This is a genomic window from Archangium violaceum Cb vi76, from assembly GCF_000733295.1.
GTDB lineage: Bacteria > Myxococcota > Myxococcia > Myxococcales > Myxococcaceae > Archangium > Archangium violaceum.
Genome location: NZ_JPMI01000277.1, coordinates 95,347 through 120,927 on the forward strand (window position 1 = coordinate 95,347; position 25,581 = coordinate 120,927).

At 68.7% G+C, this 25,581-nt stretch carries 17 protein-coding genes and 3 tRNA genes; 8 read left to right on the forward strand and 12 right to left on the reverse strand.

Features of this window, described 5'->3' with window-relative positions; translation table 11 throughout:
• Nucleotides 1-20: 20 nt before the first annotated feature.
• On the reverse strand, nt 21-260 hold the full coding sequence (locus Q664_RS38510; protein WP_043407764.1) for an Lrp/AsnC ligand binding domain-containing protein: 240 nt from the start codon (nt 258-260) through the stop codon (nt 21-23).
• A 14-nt stretch (nt 261-274) separates the two neighbouring features.
• A complete protein-coding gene (locus Q664_RS38515; RefSeq protein WP_043407766.1) occupies nt 275-1,411 on the reverse strand; it encodes a fatty acid desaturase family protein in 1,137 nt (378 codons plus the stop codon).
• A 188-nt stretch (nt 1,412-1,599) separates the two neighbouring features.
• Between Q664_RS38515 and Q664_RS38520 the strand changes: the two genes are divergently transcribed.
• Complete coding sequence (locus Q664_RS38520) at nt 1,600-1,803, forward strand: hypothetical protein (RefSeq protein WP_075207639.1); 204 nt, start codon at nt 1,600-1,602, stop codon at nt 1,801-1,803.
• Nucleotides 1,800-2,543: a hypothetical protein gene (locus tag Q664_RS58405; RefSeq protein ID WP_152622585.1), complete on the forward strand. Its 744-nt coding sequence runs from the start codon at nt 1,800-1,802 to the stop codon at nt 2,541-2,543. Before Q664_RS38520 ends, Q664_RS58405 begins: the two co-directional genes overlap by 4 nt.
• 107 nt (nt 2,544-2,650) lie before the next feature.
• Here the strand turns inward: Q664_RS58405 and Q664_RS38530 are convergent, their stop codons facing one another.
• From Q664_RS38530 to Q664_RS38540, 3 genes are all read right to left on the reverse strand, one after another.
• Nucleotides 2,651-8,173, reverse strand: a complete 5,523-nt coding sequence (locus Q664_RS38530) for a DNA repair ATPase (protein ID WP_043407938.1) — start codon at nt 8,171-8,173, stop codon at nt 2,651-2,653.
• 170 nt (nt 8,174-8,343) lie between these two features.
• Nucleotides 8,344-10,548, reverse strand: coding sequence for an SPFH domain-containing protein (locus Q664_RS38535; protein ID WP_043407773.1), 2,205 nt, complete (start codon nt 10,546-10,548; stop codon nt 8,344-8,346).
• A gap of 115 nt (nt 10,549-10,663) precedes the next feature.
• Complete coding sequence (locus tag Q664_RS38540) at nt 10,664-11,467, reverse strand: hypothetical protein (protein ID WP_043407775.1); 804 nt, start codon at nt 11,465-11,467, stop codon at nt 10,664-10,666.
• Between the two features lie 193 nt (nt 11,468-11,660).
• On the opposite strand from Q664_RS38540, the gene Q664_RS38545 reads away from it, so the two are divergent.
• Complete coding sequence (locus Q664_RS38545; RefSeq protein WP_043407778.1) at nt 11,661-12,701, forward strand: DNA topoisomerase IB; 1,041 nt, start codon at nt 11,661-11,663, stop codon at nt 12,699-12,701.
• 21 nt (nt 12,702-12,722) lie between these two features.
• Here the strand turns inward: Q664_RS38545 and uvrA are convergent, their stop codons facing one another.
• Nucleotides 12,723-15,275, reverse strand: coding sequence for an excinuclease ABC subunit UvrA (uvrA, locus tag Q664_RS38550; RefSeq protein ID WP_043407781.1), 2,553 nt, complete (start codon nt 15,273-15,275; stop codon nt 12,723-12,725).
• 96 nt (nt 15,276-15,371) lie between these two features.
• Here uvrA and Q664_RS38555 point away from each other — a divergent pair, with 96 nt between their 5' ends.
• Nucleotides 15,372-16,073 (forward strand): 2OG-Fe(II) oxygenase, encoded by a 702-nt coding sequence (locus Q664_RS38555; RefSeq protein ID WP_152622586.1) that lies wholly within the window; start codon nt 15,372-15,374, stop codon nt 16,071-16,073.
• A gap of 65 nt (nt 16,074-16,138) precedes the next feature.
• Here the strand turns inward: Q664_RS38555 and Q664_RS38560 are convergent, their stop codons facing one another.
• From Q664_RS38560 to murJ, 6 genes are all read right to left on the reverse strand, one after another.
• Nucleotides 16,139-16,771 (reverse strand): hypothetical protein, encoded by a 633-nt coding sequence (locus Q664_RS38560; protein WP_152622587.1) that lies wholly within the window; start codon nt 16,769-16,771, stop codon nt 16,139-16,141.
• Between the two features lie 182 nt (nt 16,772-16,953).
• A tRNA-Met gene (locus Q664_RS38565) sits at nt 16,954-17,027 on the reverse strand.
• 75 nt (nt 17,028-17,102) lie between these two features.
• Nucleotides 17,103-17,176 (reverse strand) — tRNA-Met (locus Q664_RS38570).
• A gap of 81 nt (nt 17,177-17,257) precedes the next feature.
• Nucleotides 17,258-17,331, reverse strand: a tRNA-Met gene (locus tag Q664_RS38575).
• Between the two features lie 119 nt (nt 17,332-17,450).
• The gene (locus Q664_RS38580) at nt 17,451-19,535 is read right to left on the reverse strand and encodes a S1 RNA-binding domain-containing protein (protein WP_043407786.1); all 2,085 of its coding nucleotides are present in this window, start codon (nt 19,533-19,535) and stop codon (nt 17,451-17,453) included.
• A gap of 209 nt (nt 19,536-19,744) precedes the next feature.
• Nucleotides 19,745-21,394, reverse strand: a complete 1,650-nt coding sequence (gene murJ, locus Q664_RS38585; RefSeq protein ID WP_268811438.1) for a murein biosynthesis integral membrane protein MurJ — start codon at nt 21,392-21,394, stop codon at nt 19,745-19,747.
• 162 nt (nt 21,395-21,556) lie between these two features.
• On the opposite strand from murJ, the gene Q664_RS38590 reads away from it, so the two are divergent.
• The 4 genes from Q664_RS38590 to Q664_RS38605 all read left to right on the forward strand — a co-directional run bounded on the left by Q664_RS38590 (nt 21,557) and on the right by Q664_RS38605 (nt 25,546).
• On the forward strand, nt 21,557-22,063 hold the full coding sequence (locus tag Q664_RS38590) for a ferritin (RefSeq protein ID WP_043407946.1): 507 nt from the start codon (nt 21,557-21,559) through the stop codon (nt 22,061-22,063).
• Between the two features lie 25 nt (nt 22,064-22,088).
• Complete coding sequence (locus Q664_RS38595; RefSeq protein ID WP_043407789.1) at nt 22,089-22,946, forward strand: family 1 encapsulin nanocompartment shell protein; 858 nt, start codon at nt 22,089-22,091, stop codon at nt 22,944-22,946.
• Nucleotides 22,947-22,973: 27 nt separating this feature from the next.
• Complete coding sequence (locus Q664_RS38600; protein ID WP_043407792.1) at nt 22,974-24,392, forward strand: sigma-54-dependent transcriptional regulator; 1,419 nt, start codon at nt 22,974-22,976, stop codon at nt 24,390-24,392.
• Nucleotides 24,393-24,529: 137 nt separating this feature from the next.
• Nucleotides 24,530-25,546 carry a M23 family metallopeptidase gene (locus tag Q664_RS38605; protein ID WP_235217049.1) on the forward strand — a complete coding sequence of 339 codons (1,017 nt, stop codon included), beginning with the start codon at nt 24,530-24,532 and terminating at the stop codon, nt 25,544-25,546.
• Nucleotides 25,547-25,581 lie beyond the last annotated feature (35 nt).

A 25,581-nucleotide genomic window follows, 5' to 3' on the forward strand; every position in this document is an offset into this window, starting at 1 on the left:
GGGTTCAGAAGGCCTTGAAGTCAGAAGGCCTTGAAGGTGGTGATGGTGTAGGTGTCCTTGACACCCGGCAGGGTCTGGATGCGCTCGGTGACGAAGCGGCCGATGTCCTGGTCCTTGTCGAGGTGGAACCTGGCCAGCAGATCGTAGCCCCCGGAGGTGGAGTAGACCTCGGAGGCCTCGTCGACCTGGTCGGCGATCATCGCCGCGGTCTTGTAGGTCTGCCCCAGCTCACACTTGATCATGACGAAGATGGTGTGCACGGGAAGTCACCCTATCACGCGACTTCGGGGAGCGGGCCGGCAGCCGGAGCGGCGTCACGGCGGGAGAGCCGCCGCATGGAGGCCTTGCCCACGACGATGTCCACCATCTTGCGCGCGCGCGTCCAGACGCTCTCCTGCACGTAGGGGATGCCGTGCTTCTCGCAGATCGCGCGCACCTTGGGCTGCATGCGCTGGTACTGGAGCATGGAGACGTCGGGGAAGATGTGGTGCTCGATCTGGTAGTTGAGCCAGAGGTGGAGGTAGTCGTTGAGATCTCCCCCGGTGCGGTAGTTGGCGCTGCCGATCACCTGCTGGAGGTAGCGCTCGCCCTTGTTCTCGGGCTTGGAGTCGAAGCGGTAGAGGTCCTCGCCGGTGTGGTTGGGCCCCACGACGAGGAAGGTGTGCACGTTGGTGATGACCTCGGCCATGAGCGAGTTGCACAGGGCGCTGAAGCCGGCCCAGGCGCTCAGGGGCAGGAAGAGCGCGGGGAGGACGGCGAAGTTCCAGAGGACGTAGGGGGCGTAGCCGCTGAGCAGCACCTCGCGCCACTCCTCGCGGGTGAGGGGCCCGTTGGGGCGGTGCTTGCGGCGGAGCGAGGCGAGCGTCTCGGGGGAGTAGTAGCTGGCGCGCCAGGTGATGGCGAGCAGGGCGAGCTGGAGGTAGCGCAGGGCGAGCGGGCGGTTGGGGTTGCGGAGGGAGCCCTCGGCGTTGCGCTCGAGGAGATCCGGATCCGCGTCCTCGCCGGTGTGCGAGTGGTGGAGGACGTTGTGCTCGTAGACCCAGGCCTCGGGGAGGATCCAATCGAGCCAGTCGAGGAAGCGGCGATTGCCCTTGGCGAAGCCCTTGCTGGTGCGCTCGACGGGGGCACCGGGGACGCGGTCGTAGCCGCGGTGACCCACGTGGTGCATGAGCAGCCAGCGGGTGGAGCGGCCGAGCCCCATGGCGGCGGCGCTCAGCGGGTTGGGCATCACCCAGCAGGTGGCCAGGCCGAGCACGGAGGCGGCGCGGCCCCAGTTCTCGATCTTCCGCAGGTGGGCGAGGTCCGCCTCGCTGACGGAGGCGTCGATCTCATCGCGCAAGGCGCGGATGTCGGCCAGGAAGGCCTCCACGTCGACGGTCGAGGGATCGAAGTCAGGGGTGGCGCGGGACATGCGGGGGGACCTCGGGCGGGCGGAACGGAGATGGGGGGCGAAGGAGAGCGGGCCCGCCTGTGCGCGCTCGGGGGCCGCACGGTAGCCGCAGGGTGGTGGCTCGGGGAAGGGCCTCGCGCGGCCAGGATGGAAGCCGCCCAGAGCCGGAAGCCCAAGAAGGAGTTGAAGAAGTGAGGTACACCCGGGCCATGTTCCGTATCACCCTCATGGGACTTCTCGGCATTCTTGCAGCGTGCAGCTTTACAGCCATTGGCCAGGCTGCGGATTGGCTGTGGCGCCATCAGAAAGAAATCATGGTCGGCGCCACCGTCGTTGCCGCGGGAACCGCTTTCGTTGTCATCTCCACCGGCGCGGGACTGATAGTCCTCGCCCCCCTGGTGCTGCTGTCATGAGCCTCGACATAGACGCGACTTGCGGCGTCCTCGAAAAGCTCCAGGAGAAATTCGGCTCGCCATCAGATACGGAGTTGCTCAGGACGGCAGCACTCGCGCTCCATTTCATCTGGGGCAGCGGTCATCTCCACAATTTCGAGGACTATCTGGCGTGTTTCAGGCCAGGGGATTCCCATCCCCCGCCCTCCTCCTTCGATACACGCGAGCGGGCCGAGGCTTCGCTACAGCAACCGATGGATCCTCGAGTCGCACATCGCGTTGTCATCTCAGGCAGTCGATACGCTGTCGGTTACTCGCCCGAGCATGGAAGCCGATTCCTGGTCCGCATCCCCGAAAGAGCAGGGCTGGCCACAACCATTCATCCCCTGAGTGCGCTCATGAGTGAGGCCTTTGCGGTCCTCCGCCAGGCTCGTGCGCATGCTCACGCTCCCGAGGACAAGGAGTCGGTCGACATCGCCCTGCTCGCCATCCATTTCATCCTGGAGAGCAACCAGTCATCCCACTTCAAGAGTTTCCTCGAGAATTTTGATTCGGACACTCCCCGCCCCCCGCTCTGTACCTTCAGCTCCCGGAAGGAGGCCGATACCTGGTTGAACGCCCACCCCAGGCCTCCCCACGGCGCAGGAGTGGACATCGCTGGCCAGCACTACTCCGTGGGCTACGCGCGCGACAGCGAGCTCCGGGTACTGGTGCGCAGACCAACGCTGGAAGAGCTGGGACTCGCCGAGGAAGACGAGTAACGCGCCGTCGGGATCCAACCCGATGTCCGAGAGACCCTCACCCCGTCCCTCTCCCGGAGGGCGAGGGGTTGTTGGTCGGAGTGAGGGGACGGTGGACGCTGATTGCTTCAGGTCGTGGGGCGCTGCATCGCCTGGAGCAACTCCAGCGCCTCGGTGACGGCCTGCCAGACCTGCATGGCCTTGAGGCTCTCGTCGCCGCCCTGCAGCGTCCGCTTCGCCAGGCGCTCCAACGGGGCCAGCGCGTTCTCCACCAGCACGATCTGCCGGCCCAGGTCCGCGGGCAGTGGCGCCGAGGTCCGTTGCGGCGAGGGCACCGGCGCCCGCTCCGCCATGGACTTCACCGCCTGGGACATCTGCTCCATGTACCGTCCCAGATCCGCGGGCGGCGCGGCCACGGGCGCCGCCACCGGCTGGCGCTCCGCCATCGTCTTCACCGCCTGCGTCAGCTGCTCCATCACCGGGCCCATGTCCACCGTCTGGGCAGGCGCCGCCACCGCGCGCTCGGCCAGCGCCCGCAGCACCTTCGCCAGGTGCTGCAAGTACGGCGTCAGGTCCGGCCCCTGCACCACCGGCGCCGGCGTCTCCTTCTTCGCCAGCTCCAACAGCGCCTCGCGCAGCGACTCCAGCCTCGGCACCACCTCGGCCACCGGGCTCGGACCCGACGGTTGCCGTGCCACCTCGGCCGCCTTCACCACCGCGCCCGCCACCGAGCCGAGCTGCTCTTCGATCGCGCTCAGCTGACCCGTCACCCGGGCCACCGGATCGTCCTCCTTCCCGCCCATCCGCTTCACCCGCGCGAAGCCCTGCTTGATCTCCTCCCAGCGCTTCGCCTTCTCCGGCGTCAGCCGCCCACGCATCTCCTGCAACTTGAGCAGGTTCTGCTCGGCCGCCGTCGTGAGCGTCTGCGACTCGCCCTGGTAGTGATCGTCGATGAGCCGCTCCAGCTCATCGTCCGTCATGGCCGCCACCACCTTCTCGGTGACCTTGCCCATGTTGCGGTAGCTGCCCTGCAACTTGAACGCGGGCTCCGTGCGGAAGCGCTCGTCCTGCGCCGCCGAGGCGATGTACTGCAGGTTCACCTTCAGCAGCACATCCTGCACGCGGAACAGCCGCTGGAACACCGCGACGATCTCCTGCAACTCCGCCGCCGCGTAGCCGTACGACAGCTCGCCCGTGGGCACCTCCTCGCCCTTCGCCATGCGGATGAGCTTGTGGATGTCCCCCGGCTCGCGCGTGGCCAGCGGCGCCAGCACGCTGTTCGACGTGAGCGCGTTCTCGATGTAGCTCAGCGCGAACAGGTCCTCCTTGCCATCAAGGATGTCGCCCAGGTTGTAGGTGTCGGCACGGTTGGCGAGCATGTCCGGAATCCGGAAGCGCTCACCCGTCTCGGTGTACGGGTTGCCGGCCATCACCACGCAGAACTTCTTGCCGCGCAGGTCATACGTGCGCGTCTTGCCGTTCCACACGCCTTCAATCCGGCGCTGGCCGTCGCACAGCGAGATGAACTTCTGGAGCAGCTCGGGATCCGTGTGCTGGATGTCGTCGAGGTAGAGCATCACGTTGTTGCCCATCTCGAAGGACAGGTTGATGCGCTCCACCTCCTGGCGGGCCGTGGCGTTGGGAGCCTCGGACGGATCCAGCGACTTCACCGAATGACCCAGCGCCGGGCCGTTCACCTTCACGAAGGTGAGGCCGAGCCGGCTGGCCACGTACTCCATCAACGTCGTCTTGCCATAGCCCGGTGGCGACATGAGCAGCAGCATGCCCATGCGATCCGTGCGCTTGTTCTCGCCCGCCGAGCCGAGCTGCTTGGCCAGGTTGGCGCCGATGAGCGGCAGGTACACCTCGTCGATGAGCTTGTTGCGCACGAAGGACGTCAGCACCTTCGGCGTGAACTCCTCCAGGCGCAGCCGGCGGCGCTCGCGGTCCAGCAGGTCGCGCAGCAGCGCGCGGTAGGCGTGGTAGGCCGGCACGCGCACCTGCCGGAAGTCACTCAGGCGGGTGAGGAACTCATCCAGCCGCAGCGGCAGCTTCCGGTCCTGGATGCGGGGGTGCTGGCCCAGCATGCCCGGCACTTCGGTGGAGGTGAGTGCACCGGCCACCTCGCGGTCCACCTTGCGCTCGGTGAGCAGCACCACCGCGGCCTCCACCGCCACGTGGGCCGCCGCGCCCGGGCCGCCCTCGCGCCGCGCCAGGTACGCCTCCACCCACGCGCGCACGGTGCGCAGCCGCTCGGGGAGGTTCTTCTCCAGGCCGCGCAGATCATCCTCGAAGGCCGAGCGCGTGCCCGCCCTGTCCAGCTGCGCCAGCAGCGCGTCCTTGAGCGCCACGGCCTCGCCGCTGGTGGTGAAGCGCGGCCGGTCTCCGGCCAGCTCCTCGACGAGGTAACGCCCGGCGAGCCGCGCCTCCGCGGGGCCACACGCCACGCCCGAGGCCGTCAGGAAGGCGCCGATCCGCTCGCCCGCCTCGGTACCGAGGGCCACCAATTCCGCCGACTCACCGAAGGCCGCGCGGAGCCGGTGCAGGCTGCGCGCGCGCCGGTGGATGAGGGCCTTCTCGTCGCCCTCGCCACCGAAGGCCCAGTACAGGGATGCCCAGGCGCGCGGCGTGGGCGCGAAGCGCAACAGCCCCGCTCCCGTGTGCATCGCCAGCAACTTCTCCAGGATGGCCGCCGCGTCCACGTCGTGGATGCCGCGCTCGTAGCCCTCGTCGTACTTGTCCGCCGAGTACGCGCGCACCTTCTCCAGCAGCCCACCCTGCTCCACCACCGCCTGGTGCAGCGAGGCCAGCGTCACGCTCCCCTTCCCCTCCTCCGCGTCCAGCAGCACCTGCGCCGCGAGGTACTCGGCGCGGTACACCTGGGGCGTCTCGGAGATGAGGTGCTGATCCCACAGCTCGCGGTACTTCTCCAGCTCCGGCTCCTCCAGCTTCTGGGCGTAGTCGGTGCCGGTGAGCTGCAGGTACAGCGCGCCGTCACGCGGCAGCAGCGTCAGGTCCAGCTGCTGCGTGTTGACGTTGAAGCGGTGCTTGCCGAACTTGATGACCGGCGCGCCCGAGCCCTCCTCGTAGAGGTCGTTGCGGTCGCGCAGCGCGCGCAGGGCGTCCTGGCGCGCCGTCTTCACGCGGCTCTGCACCTCGTCCGAGCGCACGCTGTCCTGGAGCTCGAGGAGCTGCTCGGCGAGCTGCCGCAGCTTGAGCACCATCGAGTCCGAGGCGAAGTACGTGTTGAGCTCGTCCTCGGACTTGAAGGACTTCGCGCGGCGGCTGACGCCGGTGAGGATGCGCTCGGCGGCGCCGAAGAGGTTCTGCGCGCGGCGCTGGCGCTCGTCCACCAGGGCCTGCTTCTTCTGGCCGAAGGCCTCGAGCAGCTCCTCGCGCTTCTGGGTGAGCTGGCCGAGGAACTCGTCGAACTCGCCGAAGCGCCCCTCCATCTCCTCCAACTGCACGGTGAGGCGGGACAGGCCCTCGTCGCACTTCTCCGGCGAGTCCGCCACGGACAGGGCGCTCTCCACCGCCTGGCCGAGCAGCTTGAACTGGGCGCCGAACTCGGCCCGCTTCTCGCGGCCCACCAGCTCCTTGCGCTTGACGATCAGGCCCGCGCGCACGCGGTTGAGGCGGGAGAACAGCTCGGAGATGCCCTCCAGGATCCTGGCGCGCGCGAGCGGATCGCCCACCTGCAGGCCGCCCACCGTCTCGCTGAGCACCTCCAGGCCCTTGCCCACCTGCTCGACGTCCTCGCCGAGCGGGGCCAGCTCCTGGGTGGTCTGGATGGGCTCCAGCTTCTGCAACAGCACGTCCAGGCGCTCGGCCAGCGGGTTGAGCGCCTCACCCCGCTGGAGGAACTGCACGGCGTCGGAGCTGACGCGGTCGGTCTCCTCGATGACCTGCTTCTCGAGGGCATCGAGCCGCGCCGTGTCGATGTAGCGGATCTCCTTGAGGGTGATGAGGTGACCGCGCTGCTTGCGCAGCTCCGAGAGGGCATTCATGAAGCCCTCGGCGTTCTGGAGCTCCTCGGGCCGCACGCGCAGCAGCACCTGCTCCTGGGCCTTCTGGGCCTCGGTCATGGCCTCGGTGGCGCGCTTCTGCAGCGCGAGCACCTTCTCGAACTCGTCGATGATGAGCTCGGAGGTGCGCCGCAGCGTTTCGATCCCCTCCTGGAGCTTCGTCTCCTCGTGCCCGAGCCAATAGAAGGCATCGAGCATGCGGGTGGCGGCGGAGGCCAGGTCCTCGTAGGTGCGCCGGGAGGGCTTGTCCGTGCGGGCCATGCGCACGAGCGTCAGCGCGTCGGAGATGCCGCGCACGAGCTCGGCGTTGCCCACCTTGCCGAGGTAGCCGGGGGCGGGAGGCATCTTCGCGGCGTGCTCGGCGGAGACGAAGGGCGTCTGCCACACCTGCATGGGGTGCACGCGGGTGGGCTCGTTGGAGACGGCGCGGAAGAGCACCATGCGCCCGTCCCCGAAGAGGCTGAAGCCGTTGCCCAGCAGCGGGTTCTGCACCTCCTTGCGCACGAGGTTGTACGGGAAGAGGACGTAGGCGCCCTCCTCCCGGCGGAAGAAGACGTAGAGCACGTCCTCGCCATTGGGCGAGCGGATGGCGCGCTTGAACTGGAGGCCCTCGCCAATCCCCTCGAAGACCTTGAAGTCGCCCGTCTGCAGGTAGTAGCCACCGGGGAAGACGATGCCCTGATCCTCGGGCAGGCGGATGCAGGCGTTGCCGATGGCGTCGATGCGCACCACGTGCTGGGTGCGGGTGTTGAAGACGAGGTAGCGGTGTTTCGTCTCGCGGAACGGCAGCACGCGCAGCAGGATGAGGGCGCCCACCTGGGCGTAGGCGAACTCGGCGTCATCCAGCGACTGGTCCGGGTCGTCCACGGGCTCGCGGTAGATGCCCAGGCCGTCCGCGGTGTTGTCCTCCACCTTGACGGTGAGGTCCCCCTTCACCGTCTCGACGAACACCTGGTCGAGGACGTTGACGTGCGGGTGCTGGCCCAGCACGTAGTCCTCGCGCGTGGCCACCTTCCACTCGAAGTCATGGGACGGGGGGAAGACGTGATCGCGCTCGCCCTGGTTGTCGATGTAGGTGGCGTTGCCCTCCACATCGAGCCCGAAGCGGAAGACCTTGATGTCGCGATCGGACTTGCCCGTCTGGAAGATGGCGAGCAGCCGCGTCTCGTTGCGGCGCAACTGCAGCAGCCGCGCGTCCTTGTAGTACTTGTAGAGCTCGCTGAAGTCCTTGACGAAGCGCGGATCCTTGAGGAATCCGCCGGCCTCGGTGGACGGCACCTCGGAGAAATCGAAGCCCTCGGCGGTCTTCTCGAACTTGTGCAGCGAGAAGACGTCGGCGACGGTCATCTCCTTCTTGAGGCCGATGAAGACGTTGTAGCCGAAGAGCAGGTACTTCCCGACGCCGACGATGTCACGCGGGATGCAGTTGTTCTCGGTGCGGACGCGCTCGTTGCCGATGACGGTGAGCTCGGTGCCGCCGAAGAGCTTCTTGCGCCGCTCGTTGAGGTCCGTGGCCTTGGCGTTGAGCGTCTCGGCCTGGTTGAGCAGGCGCGCGCGGATGACCTCGTAGCTGCCACCCGCCAGCGTGGCCTCGCCCGACGCGGGGGGGGTGCTTTCAGTTGCCATCTTCAGTTCACCGGGAAAGGGAGGGAACCAGGGATCCACGTACCCTCACCCCGACCCTCTCCCAGGGGGAGAGGGACGAACCCAGGTTCCACTGTGTGGGTCCCCTCTCCCTCTGGGAGAGGGCGAGGGTGAGGGTCTTCCAGCTGTGTTACCGCGAACGACGAACCGGCTCAGCCCTGGGTCTTCTCGGGGGCCGAAACCCGGGCGGGCTCGGACTCCACGAGGGACTTGAGGTTGGAGGCGGCCGCGGCGGCGGGGTTGGGGGCCATGCGGTGCAGCAGGGCGGCCATGGCCAGGTTCTGCGCGTCGCTGGTGAGGCCCGGCTTGGAGAGGATCTCCTTGAGGTCGGCCGGGAAGTCCTTCTCACCGTTCAGGTAGCCACTGAAGGCCTTGCGCAGCGTCTCGCTCTGGTCGAGCGCGCCGTCCACGGACTGGCCCACGGAGATGGCCTTGATGAAGCGCTCGAAGAACTGGCCGTCGCCGCCGACGATGTTGATCTTCGCGTGGCCCATGGTCTCGGCGAGCACCTTGGACTGGGACTCGGCGATGTCCTTGCGCACCTGGATGGTGGCGAGCTCCACGTCGCGCTCCTTCTGGAGGCGCAGGCGGAACTCCTCGTGCTCGCGGGTGGCGCCCTGGAGCAGCTTCATGGACTCGGCCTTCTCGGCCAGACCGCGAGCCTCGGCGAGCAGCTTCTCCTCGATGGACTTGGCCTCGGCGAGCAGCTTCTCGCGGATGGCGACGGCCTCGGCCTCGCCGCGCTTCTGGATGACCTGGGCCTCGGCCTCGCCAATGCTCGTGCGGGCCAGCCCCTTCTCCTTCTCACCCGCGGCCTCGGCCAGCAGCTTCTCGCGGACGGCGGAGGCCTCGGCCAGACCGCGCTCCTTGAGGGCGGAGGCCTGGGCCATGCCCTGCTTCTCGATGACGGCGGCCTCGGCCTCCTTCACGCGCATCGCGGCCATGCCCTGCTTCTCGGTGGCGAGGGCGTCCGCCTCCTTCACGCGGGCCTCGGCCAGGCCGTGGGCGGCCTCCTCGGCCTGGACGCCCTCGGACAGCCGAATCTTCGCCTTGGCCGTCATGTCGGAGGCCTGCAGCTCGGCCTCGGCCAGGGTGAGCTTCTCCTTGGCGGAGTACTTGGACACCTCGTTGCTGGCCTCGGCGGCCTTGATGTCCTTGACGAGCTTCTCCTGGGCCTGGGCCTCGGCGGTGATGAGCAGCGCGTCCTTGCGGCGGGTGGCCTCGGCCTTCACGCGCAGGTCCTTGATGCGCTCCTCCTCCTCCGCCACGCCCTTCTCCACGGCGATGCGGGTGCGCACCACGTCGGCGATGGCCTTCTTCTCGGCCTCGAGCTGCTTCTCCTTGCCGATGCGCGACAGCTCCACCTCGCGCTCGCGGTTGATGGCCTCGAGGGCGCGATCCTTCTCCACGCGCTCGGCCTCCACGCCCACCACGCGCTCGCGGTTCTTCTGCGCCACTTCCACCTGGCGGTGCTTGTTCTGCTCGTTGATGAGGATCTCCTCCTCGGCCTTGATGCGCGCCAGCTGCTGCTTGGCGTACTCCTCGGCCTTCACGCGCTCGGCCTCGGCGGTCTCACGGGCCGTGATGGAGTCGATCTCGCGCTTCTGCTTGGCGGCGGCCTCGGCGCGCTGGCGCTCGAGGGCGAAGATGGCCTCGTCCGACTCGACGTTGCGCTTGGTCATGTTCATGCGCTCGTTCTGCCGGAACTCGTTCGTCTGGACGTTCTGGACGGACGTGAGCTCGGTGATCTTCCGGATGCCCTCGGCGTCGAGGATGTTGTCCTTGTCGAGCATCTCCACCGGGGTCTGCTCCAGGAAGTCGATGGCGCAGTCCTCGAGCATGTAGCCGTTGAGGTCCTTGCCGATCACCCGGAGGACCTCGTCCTTGATGGCCTCACGCTCGGTGTAGAGGTCCTTGAAGTCGAACTTCTTGCCGGCCGTCTTGAGGGCCTCGGAGAACTTGGCCTCGAAGAGGTTCTCGAGCGTCTCCGGATCGCTGGCGCGGGTGCAGCCGATGGACTGGGCCACCTTGAGCACGTCCTCACGCGTCTTGTTCACGCGGACGAAGAAGGTCACCTTGATGTCCGCGCGGATGTTGTCCTGGCAGATCAGGCCCTCCTTGCCGCGGCGATCGATGTCGATCGTCTTGAGGGAGATGTCCATCACCTCGGCCCGGTTGATGATGGGCCAGACGACGGAGCCGGTGAAGGTGACGACCGGCTCTCCCTTGAAGGGATTGATGATCAGCGCCCGTCCCTGATCCACCTGCCGGTAGAACCTGGAGACGATGAACGCGGAACAGAAGAGGATGAACAATCCTCCGGTGATTCCAATACCAGCAGTGACGATTGGATCCATGTCGGTACGATTCCCGAGCGAGTAGACCGGGGGAACCTATCACGCGGCCGGAGTCCCCCGCTAACAGCCCCGGCGCGGCAATGAGAAGTCTGGAAGAAGCGGATGAGGCAGCGAGCTACCGGGCGCGGGACTTGTCCCGTGCGAGCGCGGAGGCGGTGAGCGGATCCTTCAGGTGCTCCAGTTCCTGCGGCAGGAGCCAGTCCACCGGCTCCACCTCGTAGGCGTCGCGGGTGGCGTCGTAGTTGAGGATGAGCGCCTTTTCACCGCGCGTGAGTTGGTTGCCCTTGTCACACACCACGTTGAGCAGGAGGCCGGCGCCGCCGTCCTCGAAGGTGGCGTGGCCGAACTTGCCGTCCACCTTACCGCTGGCGATGACACAGACGCGGCCCATCAGCTCGGCGCGGCGAGGCGCCTGGTGCGTGGCGAACATGGGCCGCAGGGGCCGCACCGCGAAGCCCGCGGACACCAGGCCCACCGCGAGGCACAGCGCGGCGATGCCACCGCCGACGAGCGCGCCAGGCAGGAAGCCGAGCGCATCCTTGGCCGGGCCGGCGAAGGTCAGCGACATCAGCCAGGAGAGGAAGACCACGGCGCTGACGGACACCGTCACGGGGACGCCGCCGAAGCCAAGCACCTCGAAGATGCTGGCGCCGGCCTTGGCACCGCCCTCGAGCGCCGCCTTGGCACCGCCCTCCATGGCGGCCTTGGCTCCCCCCTCCACGGCGCCCTTCACGCCGCCTTCGAGCGCCTCGGCCGCGCCCGCCTTGGCTCCCAGGGCGAAGTCGCCAATGTCCCCATCGAGCAGGTCGACCCCCACGGCACCCACCATGACGATGAGCCAATAGCCGACCACCACCCCGAGCGGGATGGTGAAGAGGATGGTGGGAAAGGCGAGGATGGCGGCGAGAAACTCGGTCATCGGGCCTGCAAGCGGAGAGGTGGCTGGGAGTCTAGTCCAGTCTGGCGGGGATACGGCAATCCTTCCCGACGATTTCCGGCCCGGTTCCCCTCCAGGCGGGCGGGCCGGAGCTGCGTTGACGGGGTGCGTCCGGCTGCACAGGCATTCCAGACGGCGGCGCACGGGGCGCACGGCTGGGAGCCAGGGCACGGGCATGACGCATATCGAAAGACTGCGGCAGGACGGTATCCGCCGGCGCGGGAGCCCCCAGCGAGGGTTCCGCTACGTGCTGGCGAACGGGAAGCCGGTGCCGGCGAAGGAGCGCGAGCGCATCGAGGCGCTGAAGCTGCCGCCCGCGTGGACGGATGTGCTGATCAGCCCGTCGGCGACGTCGAAGCTGCAGGCGATGGGCAAGGACAGCGCGGGCCGGTGGCAGTACCGCTACCACGAGTCCTTCACGAAGCGGCGGGACGCGGAGAAGTACAAGCGGGTGGTGGACTTCGCGAGGGCCCTGCCGAAGCTGCGGCGGCGGGTGGCGGCGGATCTGCGCCAGCCGGGGCTGGGGCGAGACAAGGTGATGGCGTGCCTGCTGCGGATATTGGGGACGTGCTTCATCCGGGTGGGGAGCCAGCAGTACGCGGACGAGAACAAGAGCTTCGGACTGGCGACGCTGCGGGCGAAGCACGTGAAGGTGAAGGGGGACACGGTCATCTTCGACTTCCCGGGCAAGAGCGGGAAGCAGCAGTACCGGGAGCTGAAGGATCGGCAGGTGGCGCGCGTGGTGCGCGAGTGCCTGAAGCGGCCGGGGCGGGACGTCTTCAAGTTCGTGCTGGACGATGGGTTCGTGGTGGACGTGAGGCGGCGCCACATCAACGAGTACATCCAGGAGGTGATGGGGGCGCGCTACAGCGCGAAGGACTTCCGCACGTGGGGCGGGACGCTCATCTGCGCGTGCGCGCTGGCCCGGGCGAAGGAGCGGGTGCACCACGAGGCCGCGAAGGAGGGAAAGAAGCTGACGAAGAAGACGATGGTGGCGGCGGTGAAGGAGGTGTCCGAGCACCTGGGGAACACGCCCGCGGTGGCGAGGGACTCGTACATCTATCCCTCGGTGCTGGCGATGTTCGAGAAGGGCCAGGTGGTGGACCGCTACTTCAATTCGGTGGACGAGCTGGCCCAGCACGAGAAGCCGGTGCTGCACTGCGCGGAGAAGGCGCTGCTGGAGATGCTGGAGGAAGGCAAGCGGCCCGCGGTGTAGGCCTCCCCTGCCCCGCTGCTGTCACCCAATGCCTTCCGACAGAAAAGGCGCCGTGCGGCTCGCGGACGAGGCGGCGACCTCCGCGGGCGTTCCGGCCACCACCACCCGGCCGCCCTCGTCACCCGCGCCGGGGCCGATGTCGATGACCCAGTCGCTCGCCGCGACCACCCGCATGTCGTGCTCGACGAGGATGACGGTGTTGCCCGCCTCGACCAGCCCATCGAGCTGCGCCATGAGCTTGTCCACGTCAGCGGGATGCAGCCCCGTGGTGGGCTCGTCCAGGATGTAGAGCGTGTTGCCGCGCTGGAGCCGTTGCAGCTCCGTCGCGAGCTTGATGCGCTGGGCCTCGCCGCCGGAGAGCTCCGTCGCGGGCTGGCCCAGCCGCAGGTAGCCCAGGCCCACTTCCCGCAGAACTCCGAGCGAGCGCAGCACCTGCGGCTCCTCGGCGAAGAACGTGTGGGCTGCGTCGACGGTCATCCCCAGCACCTCGGCGATGTTCTTTCCGCGGTACTGGATCTCCAGCGTCTTGGCGTTGTAGCGCGCCCCATGGCACGTGGGACACGGCGCGTAGACGCTGGGCAGGAAGAGCAGCTCGACGCTCACGAAGCCCTCGCCCTCGCAGGTCTCGCAACGGCCCTTGGCCACGTTGAACGAGAAGCGCCCGACGTCGAAGTTCCGGGCCCGCGCGGCCTTCGTCGCCGCGAAGAGCTTGCGGACGTTGTCGAAGAGCCCCGTGTAGGTCGCCAGGTTGGAGCGCGGCGTGCGACCGATCGGCTTCTGATCGACCCGCACCAGCCGCTTGATGCCCTCCATCCCCGAGACGATCCGGCCGCCCGTGGTGAGCACCACGGAACGCTCCAGCTCCTCCCCCTCCTCTTCCTCCTCGGCAACCTCATGGCCGAGCTGCTCGGCGACCAGCTCCACCAGGACCTGGCTCACGAGGCTCGACTTGCCCGAGCCGGAGACGCCGGTGACGGAGGTGAAGACACCCAGTGGGAAGTCGACATCGAGGTCGTGGAGGTTGTTGCGGGAGACGCCCTCGAGGCGGAGCCACCCCTTGGGCTCGCGAGGCGTGCGGCGCTTCGCTGTCTTCCCGGCCCCGAAGAGGTAACGCCGCGTCTGGGATGCCTCCACGGCCGCGAGCCCTTCGAGCGGACCGCTGTAGAGGATCTGTCCGCCCTTCTCGCCCGCGGCCGGCCCGACGTCGACGATCCAGTCGGCGTGACGGATGACGTCCACCTCATGCTCCACCACGAACAGCGAGTTCCCCGAGCCCTTGAGCTGATCGAGCGCCTTGAGCAGCGACTCGGTGTCCGCCGGATGGAGCCCCGCGGAGGGCTCGTCGAGCACGTACACCACGCCGAACAGGTTGGAGCGCACCTGGGTGGCGAGCCGCAGCCGTTGGAGCTCGCCGGGTGACAGGGTCGGCGTGCTGCGCTCGAGCGAGAGGTAGCCCAGCCCGAGCTCACTGAGGACCTGGATACGCGCCAGCAGATCCCTGGCGATCCGTTGGGTGACCAGTGCCTTCTCCGGATGTTCTCGCGCCAGCTTCGCCGCCCCGGGTACCGTTCCGTCCGCGGCGGGCTGAAGGATGCTGGCCACGCGCTTCAGTGGCAGCCGGGAGAGTTCTCCGATGTCGAGCCCCGCGAAGGTGACGGACAGGGACTCGCGACGCAGCCGCTTGCCCTGGCAGAGGCGGCACTCCCCGCTCACCATGTACTGCGACACGCGCTTCTTCATCAGCGCGCTCTGCGTCGTGGCGAAGGTCTGCAGCACGTACTTCCGGGCGCCGGTGAACGTCCCAATGTAGCTCGGGGGGTCCTTGCGCTTGAGCGCACGGCGCGTCTCCGCCGGTGTGAAGCCCGCGTAGACCGGGGCGGTCGGCTGCTCGTCCGTGAAGAGGATCCACTCCCGGTCCTTCTGGGGAAGATCCCGCCAGGGGCGGTCCACGTCGTAGCCGAGCGACACCAGGATGTCGCGCAGGTTCTGGCCGTGCCACGCGGGAGGCCACGCGGCGATCGCGCGCTCGCGGATGGTCAGCGAGTCATCCGGCACCATCGACTTCTCGGTCACGTCATAGACGCGGCCGAGTCCATGACAGTTGGGACAGGCGCCCGCCGGAGTGTTGGGCGAGAACGCATCGGAGTCGAGGTGCGGCTGGCCGGGCGGATAGGTCCCGGCGCGCGAGTACAGCAGGCGCAGGGAGTTGGCGATCGTGGTCACGCTGCCCACCGACGAGCGGGTGGTGGGCGTGCCTCGGTGCTGCTGGAGGGCCACCGCCGGGGGCAGGCCGTCGATCGAGTCGAACTCGGGGACGCCCGCCTGGTCGATCAGCCGCCGCGCGTACGGGGCCACGGATTCGAAGTACCGCCGCTGCGCCTCCGCGTAGAGCGTCCCGAAGGCCAGCGAGGACTTGCCCGAGCCAGAGACACCCGTGAAGACCACCAGGGCGTCACGGGGAAGTTCGACGTCCACGTTCTTCAGGTTGTGCTCTCGAGCCCCTCGCACCCGGACGAATCCCGTCCGGGTGTCGCCTGGAGTCTCTGGAAGGTGGTGACCGCGATTCTTGGGCATGCGCTCCGCTCGGGAAGATCGAGACCTGCTCTTGGCTGAATGTGGTGCCGGGAACAATGAAGGAAAAGGGGGCGTGGACCCGCTAAGCTCCGGGGCGTGAGCGAGTTCGTCACCCATCGCGACGCCATGCCCGCGGAGAAGCTGGAGGCCCTTCGGGAGGCCCTGCTCTCCTCGCGCTTCGTGGCACGGAGTCCGCTGATGGGGACGTTCCAGAGCAGCCGGGGTTTCGCGCTCATCTTCACGGAGGCGGGGCGAGCGAAGCTGGAGGAGCGCTTCCCGTTCCTCCGGGACTACCTGGCGCTGGTGATGGACCCGGCGAGCTCGCGGGGACTGTTGCCCTGGCGCGAGCGGCTCTTCGGTCCGAGCAAGGAACGGCGCGGGCCGAACGCCTTCTACGTGAACCTGCTGTTGCTGGAGCCCGGGCGGAGTGTGGGCCGGCACATCGACGCGACGCTGCAGGAGCCGAGCGGAGTCCCGGGAGCGACGCCGGAGCATGTGAGCGTGCTCTACCTGAACGTGCCCGAGGGCGCGAAGGGAGGCGCGCTGGTGCTCTCGCGTGGGGCACAGCCATCGGGCGAGGTGCGTCCGAGGCCGGGGATGCTGGTGCACTTCCGGGGAGACCTGACGCACGAGGTGCAGCCCTTCACGGGAGGCCCAGCGGAGGCCCTGCGGGCGAGCCTCGTGTGTGAGCAGTACGCCTTCGAGCCCGAGGCGCTCGCGCGGCTGCCCGAGTTCCGAATCCAGTCCAAGGCGGGATTCGCGGCATACCTGCAGGAGCACCGCGAACGCGGCACATAGAGGTGGTCCGTGGGCACCGTGGATGTCCCCTCTCCCAGAGGGAGAGGGAGCATGCGCAACACGACCTATCGCAACCGGGCCACCAGCGAGCCCAGCTCGCGCGACTTGTGACTGTCCCTCCGCGTCACCTGGATGGCGAGCGCCTCGGCCGCCGCGGCCACCTCCCGCCGCACGTCCGCTGGCAGCTCCGCCTCCACCAGCAGCTCGGGCACCTCCGAGAAGCGGCCGTGCTCATCCGCGACGTAGGCCGCGAGCAGTTCCTCGGCCACCGTCCGTGCCGCTCCCGCCACCCTCGCCGCGAGCCCCAGTGTCACCCTGGCCAGCTGCGCGCAGAAGAGCGCCAGCTCGTCCTCGTCCGCGATGCTGTCGAACACCCGCGGCAGGACCTTCACGAAGTAGCGGAGCACCGCCACGCCCTCCACCGGATAACCCTCGGCGAAGGAGCGGATGTCCCCGAGCAACCGCTCCAACCGCGCGATGTAGCCAGGCACCTCGCGCCAGTCGACGTACTGGACCCCCATGGCCTCGTCGATGGCCCGCCGCAACCGCCGGGACAGGGCCGCATCCGCCCCACCCGCCTCCACCGGTCCGTCGAGGACATGCCGCAACTGGGGATCCGCCAGGAATTGCTCCACGGCGAAGTCGAGCAGCCGCTCCCGGGGCCAGGACTCCAGCCGGGCCCGGAGCTCGGCCCTCAAGGTCGACCCATGTCGCTGTTGGCCACCCTGCTTCCGGTTCATCGGGCCAAATCTAACCACCCCCACCGGCAACGTCACCTGAAGGCGGGTGACTCCGAAAGTGGTGTGGTCCGCGCCGCGCGGAGCCCGGAAACGACAAAACCCCGCCGACTCATCACCGGCGGGGCTTCGTTTTCTTCGAGTTGCGGGGGCAGGATTTGAACCTGCGACCTTCGGGTTATGAGCCCGACGAGCTACCAGGCTGCTCCACCCCGCGACATGTCTTACACCCTGTACGGCTTGCAACGATAAAGCCCCGCTGGCTCAGCACCAGCGGGGCCTCATCCACGAGTTGCGGGGGCAGGATTTGAACCTGCGACCTTCGGGTTATGAGCCCGACGAGCTACCAGGCTGCTCCACCCCGCGATATCGTTTTCGGCTGCTGCTCTATCTCAAACACCAGAGACCTTGTCATCTATTTCGACAGGGTCTCTGGCCTGTCTGAAGTTGCGGGGGCAGGATTTGAACCTGCGACCTTCGGGTTATGAGCCCGACGAGCTACCAGGCTGCTCCACCCCGCGGCGTCGAAGCGGGAGGCTAAGTACCGCCCTCCCCCTGTACCGTCAACAACTTTCCTCGAACAGAGGAAGGCGCGTGCTCCATTCCCCGCGCCTCCCGTGTGCGCCCAGCGCGCCGGGCGTTACTTGCCCGACTTCTTCAACAGGTCGGCGAACGTGCCGAATCCCTTCTTGCCGCCGCCGACAGGCTGCTGGCTCTTCGTCCACGCCTCGACCTCCGCGCGCTCCTCGGCCCGCTCGGCGGCGGTGATGGAGAGGCGGATCTTCCCGGAGGCGTCGATGTCCACGAGGGCCACCTTCAGCTCCTGGCCGAGCGAGAACTTCTTGCGCAGGTCCGTGCCGCGCTCGGTGCCCGTCTCGGAGGCGGGGATGAGCCCCTTGCCGCCCGGGAACACGAGGAACACGCCGTAGGGCTCGATGCGGTCCACCTTGCCCACCACCACCTGGCCCACCTTCGGGCGAGGCGCCGCGGGCTCGGCGGGCTTCTTCTCCTGGGCGGCGGCGGGAGCCGGACGCTCCTCGGCGGGGCGCTGGGCCTCCTCCTCGGTGATCCGGCGCAGGCCGATGCGCTTGTCGTTGGGCTCGAGCTTCTCCACCTGCACCCAGATGGTCTCGCCCACCTGCACCACGTCGCGCGGGTGCGCGATGCGGCGCTCGGACAGCGCGGAGATGTGCACCAGGCCATCCACGCCCGGACGCAGCTCCACGAAGGCGCCGAAGGGCTGCAGCCGCACCACCTTGCCCTGCAGCCGGTCACCCTCCTTGATCTCCGCGAGCGCCGTCTTGAAGGGATCCTCCTGGCGGGCGCGCATGGAGAGGGTGATCCGCTCCTTCTGCTTGGCCTTGTCGGGCGAGTTGGGCTGGGCGGCCTCCATGCGGAGGATCTCCACCTCGACCTCGTCACCCTGCTTCACCACGTCGCTCGGGTGGGCCACGCGCATGTAGGACATCTCGGAGACGGGGATCATGCCCTCGACTCCGCCCAGGTCCACGAAGGCGCCGAAGTCACGCACGCCGGTGACCTTGCCCTTGACGACCTTGCCCTCGGCGAGCGTCTCGCGCGTCTTGGCGGCCAGCTTGCGCTGCTCGTCCTCGAGCAGCGAGCGGCGCGAGAGCACCACGTTGCGATCGCGCACCTCGGTGACGCGGAAGGTGAGCTTCTCGCCGATGAACGCATCCGGCTTCTCCACGAAGCGGATGTCCAGCTGGCTGATGGGGCAGAAGGCGCGCACGTCGCCGATCGCGACCTCCACGCCGCCCTTGTTCACGGAGAGGACCATGCCCTCCACGGGCATGCCGGAGGCGCGGGCCTCGGCGAGCATGGCCATGTTGGCGCTGCCCTTGGCCAGCGCGCGGCTGAGCAGGATGCCCCGGGCACCCGCCTCGATGACGTGCGCCTCGATGGTGTCACCCACGCCGTAGCGCAGCACGCCCTCGTCGTCCTTGAGCTCGCGCAGCTCGATCATCGCCTCGCTCTTGGCGTTGGACAGCGTCACGAAGGCCGTGTCCGCGCCGAGCTGGAAGATCGTGCCCGACACCTTCTCGCCGATGCGCACCGCGCGCCGGGCCGGCATGCCACCGTCCTTCTGCTGCGCCTCGAACATCTCGGCGAAGGACTCGGACTCGGGGACCTCCTCGTACAGCGCCGTGCTGGGAGCCGGCGCGGGAGGGGCCTTCCTGGGGGCCGGAGCCGCGGAAGCCACCGGAGCGGCCGTCTCGGCCGGAGCCGAGGCCTCGGTGGCGGGCTCGGCCGGAGCGGTCGACGACGGCTCCGGGGTCACCGGGCCCCGCGTCTCCACCGCACCCGAGGCGCGCTTGACGACCACCATGGGGCCCTGGGGACGGCGCTCGCCGCCCCCCTTGCCACCCCGATCGCCGCCACGGCCACCGCGCTCACCGCCCCGGTCACCCCGAGGACGGCGATCGTCACGGCCACCGCCCTCGCGCGGCGCACCCTGCTGCGGCTGGGCACCGGCTTCACCCTCCGGCTTCGCCGGACGGGCCTCGCGCTCGCCACCCCGCTCGCCGCGCGGGCGATCCGAACCGCGGTCGCGATCACGGCCGCCGCGCTCCTCGCGCTCGCCGCCACGGCCCGCCGGGATGCCGAGCATCACGTCGCCAAAGGTGGCCTTGGGCTTCTTGGGACCAAATCCCCCAGGACCGCCACCGCCACCAGAACCAACGGAACCGTTCTTCTCGTCGCTCACTGCCAGGACCTTCCTGAACGTAATCGGAATCCAGCCTTGGGGGACCGTACCCCCATGCTGGGTAAAAAGGCGGCGCACTCTACACATGCGCCGTGCTTGGACGGAAGACGCATGTGGTCATCTTCTGTCAAGCGCACCCGGAACCCCTCCATAACGCGACATGTCGCCCGTCCCATCCCCCACCGCCGGAATCGGGCTCGCCCGCCCGGTCAGCGCGCGGCTCCGCGACGGAGGAGGCGCTGGAAGACGGCCTTCGCCTCGGGGATGCCCAGGGCGCCCGTGACGCCGAAGTAGACCGCCCCGAAGGGCAGGACCACCGCCAGGAAGAGGACGATCGGATGTAGGTGTGGCGGGGCGAGCAGGCTTCCACCCCACTCCGCCTCCACCCCCGGCATGGTCCCCAGCGCCCGGGCCAGGGCCAGCTTGATGCCCAGGCCCGTCAGCCCCGCCGCCAGTCCGGCGCCCCACAGCTTGAGCAGCAAGGCCCCGGGGACTCCCACATGGCCGATCAACCCCACGAGGGCCCGCCGGAGCATCTGCGACTCGAACCAGGCCACCATGCCGCTCGTCACCGTGAGGAACACCGCGCCCAGGTGCTCGGGCAGGCCCACCAGTCCCGGCAACCGCAGCGCCAGGAACCAGGCCGCCGCTGCGCCCAGGCCCACCCGCACCACCGCGAAGCGCAGCGGCGTCCGGGTGTCCTTCAGTGCATAGAAGGCCGAGGCGTACAGTCGGCCCAGCGCGGAGGCCACCAGGCCCACCGCCGAGCCCATCAGCAGGTACCAGAGGTAGCGCGTGTCCGCGGCGGTGAAGCGGCCCGTCTGCAGCAGTCCGCCCGCCACCACGTCTCCAATGAAGAGCAGTGCCGCCGCCGAGGGCACCACGAAGAAGGCGATGCGGCGCGCGCCCGCCTCGATACGCGTGCGCAGCTTCGTGGACACCTCTTCCCCCGCCCCGGCCGTGCGCGACATCTCAGGCAGCTCGGCCGCGGAGATGGACATGCCGAAGAGGCTCACGGGGATGAGGTAGATGGTCTGCGCGTACGTCAACGTGGACAGCGCACGCTGGGAGATGATCGAAGCATAGGCGGTGTCCACGTAGGCGCTCACCTGCACCACGCCGCGGCCAAGCACCACCGTAGCGAAGCTGCGCAGCACCTGGCGCACGGACTCGCTGGCGGTGGACAGCGTGGGCCGGAAGCCGCCGAGCATGCGCAGCACCGACGGCACCTGCACGCCGAACTGCAACACGCAGCCCGCCACCACTCCATAGGAGAGCACCACCACCAGCCGCTCTTCCGGCAGCCCGCGCATTCCCGCCACCACCAGCGTGGCGATGATGGCCAGGTTCCACACCACCGGGGCCAGGTACGACAGGAGGAACTTCCGGTGGCTGTTGAGCACGCCCAGGCACCACGCGGACAGCACCAGCATGCCCGTGCCCGGGAAGAGGATGCGGACCAGCTGGATGGCCAGGGTCCGCGCCTCGCCCTCGAAGCCCGGGGCGATGGTGTCCACGAAGAACGGCGTGGCGAGCATGCCCACCGCCACCATCACGCTGGTGGCCACCGCGAGCAGTCCGAACACCGCGCCCGCGACCCGGTCCGCCTCCTTCGTGTCGCCCTTCCCCAGCAGGCCCGCGTACACGGGGATGAACGAGCCGGAGAGCACGCCCTCGCCGAAGAGGTTCTGCAGGAAGTTGGGGATGCGCAGCGCGGCCTTGAACACCGCCGCGGCCATGCCGTTGCCCAGGTAGTGCGCGAAGAAGCGCTCGCGCACGAGTCCCATCAAACGCGAGGCGAAGATGCCCACCGCGACGAACAGGGCGCCTCCACCTCGGGCACGCGTCCCGGGTGACACGGGCCGGGGTTCAGGAATGGGAGAAGGAGCGGAGCGCGGAGGAGGAACGGTCACAAGAGGGCAGGCACTCTATGCGGAGCGTTCACCTGCTTGAAGCACGAACTCCCGCGCCATGGTTTCTCTTGACGGTTCCCCCGGCAGGCCGCAATGGTCTGCGCTCCCATGGCTGGTTCCCCAGATAACGACCTCTCGACCGATGTCGCGCTCGTCCGCCAGGTCCTGGCGCGCGAACTGGAGACCATCAACGAGTACGAGGCCCATGCTCGCGCCGCCTCCACCCCGGAGCTGCGCGACTTCTTCCTGCACCTCGCCGCCGAGGAGAAGGAGCACGTCGCCGAGGCCGTCCACATGCTGCGCCTCCTCGACGTGGGGCAGGAGGCGCACTTCGCCAAACCCGTCACCGCGGGCCACTTCCAGGGTGCCATCGAGGGCAAGCCATCCCCCGCCCCCGCTCGTGCCCCGGCCGCTGCTCCCGCCCCGGCGGCGCCGTCCGCGGCCGCTCCGTCCGAGCCCGCTGCCCGGGGCCCGGCCCGTGGCGGACGCAATGGCCAGGCCGAGCCGCCTCCTGGCCTCGTTCAACCCGAGCGCGTCCTGTATGGCGTGCCCGCCCCGCCGCCCAGCCCGGGCGTCCAACCCTTGACTGTCGGCTCGCTGCGTCGCGGCCGCTGACGCCGTAACTCCCCTGGAGCGTCCCATGCCTGATTTCCTTGGACATGCCGAGAACCCGCTGCGCGAGGACGAGTGGGCTCGCCTCAACGAGACCGTCATCCAGGTCGCCCGCCGGTCGCTCGTCGGCCGCCGCATCCTGGATATCTACGGCCCGCTGGGTGCCGGCGTGCAGACCGTCCCCCATGACGAGTACACCGGCGTGAGCCCGGGCGCGGTGGACATCGTCGGCGAGCAGGAGACGGCCTCCGTCTTCACCGACGCGCGCAAGTTCAAGACGATCCCCATCATCTACAAGGACTTCCTGCTGCACTGGCGCGACATCGAGGCCGCGCGCCTGCACAACATGCCCCTGGACGTCTCCGCCGCCGCCGGCGCCGCCGCCCTCTGCGCCCAGCAGGAAGACGAGCTCATCTTCTACGGGGACCCCAAGCTCGGCCACGAAGGGCTGATGAACGCCACCGGCCGCCTCACCGTGCCGCTCGGCGACTGGGCCACCCCCGGCAACGGCTACCTGGCCATCGTCGAGGCCACCCGCCGTCTCAACGAGTCCGGCCACTACGGCCCCTACGCCGTCGTCCTCTCGCCCCGCCTCTTCTCCATGCTGCACCGCATCTTCGAGAAGACGGGCGTGCTGGAGATCGAGACCATCCGTCAGCTCGCCTCCGACGGCGTCTTCCAGTCCAACCGGCTGCGCGGCGACTCGGGCGTGGTCGTGTCCACCGGCCGCGAGAACATGGACCTGGCGGTGGCCATGGACATGGTGGCCGCCTACCTGGGCGCCTCGCGGATGAACCACCCCTTCCGGGTGCTGGAGTCGCTCATCCTCCGCATCAAGCACCCCGACTCCATCTGCACCCTGGAGTCCACGCCGAACCGCGGTTAGTCCAGCGGAGCCCCGCGCCAGCCCCCCATGGCGAAGATTCTGGTCATCGACGACGAAGTGAACCTCCGCAAGGTGCTCGCCGCCATGCTGCGCCGTGACGGCTTCGACGTCACCGTCGCGGCCGATGGCGAGCAGGGACTCGCCGAGTTCAGCAAGAATGGCGCGGACATCGTGGTGACGGACCTCGTCATGCCCAAGGCCGGTGGCATGGAGGTGTTGCGCGCCGTCAACGCCGCCAACCCCGACGTGCCCGTCATCATCATCACCGCGCACGGCACCGTGGACTCCGCCGTCGAGGCCATCAAGGCCGGCGCCTTCGACTACGTCACCAAGCCCTTCGATCAGGCGGAGCTCTCGGCCGTCATCGCCAAGGCGGCCAAGGCGCACGATGTCGCCCAGCGCTCGGTGCGCGCCGACGCCAAGGCCCGCGCCGCCATCATCGGCGAGTCGCCGCAGTTGCAAGAGGTCTTCAAGATCATCGACAAGGTGGCGGACACCCCCTCCACCGTCCTCATCAATGGCGAGAGCGGCACCGGCAAGGAACTCGTCGCCTCGGCCCTGCACGGCGCCTCCAGCCGCCGCGACAAGCCGTTCATCAAGATCAACTGCGCCGCCATCCCCCACAACCTCCTCGAGTCCGAGCTCTTCGGCTACGAGCGCGGGGCCTTCACCGGCGCCGTCACCTCCAAGCCCGGCCGCTTCGAGCTGGCCGATGGCGGCACCCTCTTCCTCGACGAGATTGGAGAGATCCCCGTCGAGATGCAGGTGAAGCTGCTGCGCGCGCTGCAGGAGGGCGAGTTCGAGCGCGTGGGCGGCATCAAGACGACGCGCGTGGACGTGCGTCTCATCGCCGCCACCAACCGCGATCTGCAGGCGGAGATCGAGACCGGGCGCTTCCGCAAGGATCTGTACTACCGGCTGGCGGTGGTGCCCATCGTGCTGCCGCCCCTGCGCGAGCGCCGCGCGGACATCCCCATGCTCGCCGTGCACTTCGTGGAGAAGTACAACCGCAAGCTCAACAAGAAGATCGAGAGCATCTCCGACGACGCCATGGCGCTGCTGCAGGCCTACAACTGGCCCGGCAACATCCGCGAGCTGGAGAACCTCATCGAGCGCGTGTTGCTCTTCGCCGACGGGCCCACCATCACCGTGAAGGATCTCCCGGATCCGGTCCGCCAGGGCTCCGGCACACCAGCGCCCGCTCTCTCGGCCGCTCCCCTGGAGGCCTCCACGGGCGAGGGCGGTCTCAAGGACATCGTCCGCATGAAGGCGGCCGAGTTGGAGAAGGACCTCATCACCAAGGCCCTGGAGGAGACGGGTGGCAACGTCACGCGAGCAGCCAGGCTGCTGCAGATCAGCCGCAAGTCCCTCCAGACGAAGATGAAGGAATTCGGCCTGCGCGACACCACCCCGCCAGACGGGCGGGATGAATCCATCGACGAGTAGTGACCGGGACGGCGAAATATCGCCGCGAAACCATCGGTTCGGACCCGGCCACAACCCCTTTCCCTCTGGGAGCCTGAATGCGGCCGCCTCTTCCCACCCTCGGACCTCAGCCGAAGAAAAGCCCGGTAGGCCCGGTGATGGTCGTCTCCTTGCTGCTGGGTCTGAGCGCCGGAGGCGTGTGGTGGTGGAAGCAGCGGCTCGCCTCGGAGACGCCTCCCGCCACGTCCGAGCAGCAGCTCGCCGCGACGGGCTCTCCCGCCACCCCTCCTTCCGCTACCGCCCCTTCCGCGGCCTCCGCCGCGCCAGTGGCCGCGGCTCCCGTCGCGGCTCCCCCCACGGATCCGCTCGCGGCCGCCGGGCTGTCCCGCGCCACCATCCGCATCGACGGGCCCATGGAGACGGCCGTCACCGCCGCCGCCGGCCCCGAGGTGGGCCCCGCGCTCGCCCAGGTGGTGACGCGCACGCTCGTGTGGTGGGTGGATGTGCCGGGAGATCTGCGGCGTGGGGACACGCTCGACGTCCTCTACCAGGTGCGCCCCGGCGAGGAGCCCCTCGTGTACGCGGTGCGCTTCACCAGCAACAAGACGGGCCAGACGCACCGCGCCTACCGCTTCCAGCCCGAGGGTGACAAGAACCCCCGCTACTACCTGCCCAGCGGCGAGGAGCTGGAGCTGCGCCTGGAGAACTCGCCCCTGGAGGACTACGAGCAGGTGACGTCGCTGCTGCGCGATGGCCGCCGGCACAAGGGCGTGGACTTCAAGACGCCCGTGGGCACTCCGGTGAAGGCGCCCTTCACGGGCATCGTCCGCCGCAAGAACTGGAGCTTCCGCTTCAACGGCAACTGCGTCGAGCTGGAGGAGATTGGCGGCAAGAACCGCCGCGCGCTCTTCCTGCACATGGACGAGCTGCCGCGCTCGCTCAAGGTGGGAGACCGCTTCAACGTGGGCACCATGCTGGGCCGCAGCGGTAACAGTGGCCGCTCCTTCGCGCCCCACCTGCACTACCAGCTCGAGGCCGCCAACGAGCGCGTGCTGGATCCCTACGAGAGCCACCGCACCTACCGGCGCTCGCTCGCGGCGAGCCAGCGCGCGGCCTTCGAGGCCGAGGTGCGCCGGCAGGATGGGCTGCTCGGCACCACCGTCGCCGGCGGATGAAGCCATCCGTTTCTTGACACCCCTGCTCGCGACGG

Coding starts and splice junctions, on each gene's coding strand:
- Q664_RS38515 (WP_043407766.1), bottom strand. CDS start 1,411: ATGTCCCGCGCCACCCCTGACTTCGATCCCTCGACCGTCGACGTGGAG.
- Q664_RS38520 (WP_075207639.1), top strand. CDS start 1,600: ATGTTCCGTATCACCCTCATGGGACTTCTCGGCATTCTTGCAGCGTGC.
- Q664_RS58405 (WP_152622585.1), top strand. CDS start 1,800: ATGAGCCTCGACATAGACGCGACTTGCGGCGTCCTCGAAAAGCTCCAG.
- Q664_RS38530 (WP_043407938.1), bottom strand. CDS start 8,173: ATGGCAACTGAAAGCACCCCCCCCGCGTCGGGCGAGGCCACGCTGGCG.
- Q664_RS38535 (WP_043407773.1), bottom strand. CDS start 10,548: ATGGATCCAATCGTCACTGCTGGTATTGGAATCACCGGAGGATTGTTC.
- Q664_RS38540 (WP_043407775.1), bottom strand. CDS start 11,467: ATGACCGAGTTTCTCGCCGCCATCCTCGCCTTTCCCACCATCCTCTTC.
- Q664_RS38545 (WP_043407778.1), top strand. CDS start 11,661: ATGACGCATATCGAAAGACTGCGGCAGGACGGTATCCGCCGGCGCGGG.
- uvrA (WP_043407781.1), bottom strand. CDS start 15,275: ATGCCCAAGAATCGCGGTCACCACCTTCCAGAGACTCCAGGCGACACC.
- Q664_RS38590 (WP_043407946.1), top strand. CDS start 21,557: ATGGCTGGTTCCCCAGATAACGACCTCTCGACCGATGTCGCGCTCGTC.
- Q664_RS38595 (WP_043407789.1), top strand. CDS start 22,089: ATGCCTGATTTCCTTGGACATGCCGAGAACCCGCTGCGCGAGGACGAG.
- Q664_RS38600 (WP_043407792.1), top strand. CDS start 22,974: ATGGCGAAGATTCTGGTCATCGACGACGAAGTGAACCTCCGCAAGGTG.
- Q664_RS38605 (WP_235217049.1), top strand. CDS start 24,530: ATGGTCGTCTCCTTGCTGCTGGGTCTGAGCGCCGGAGGCGTGTGGTGG.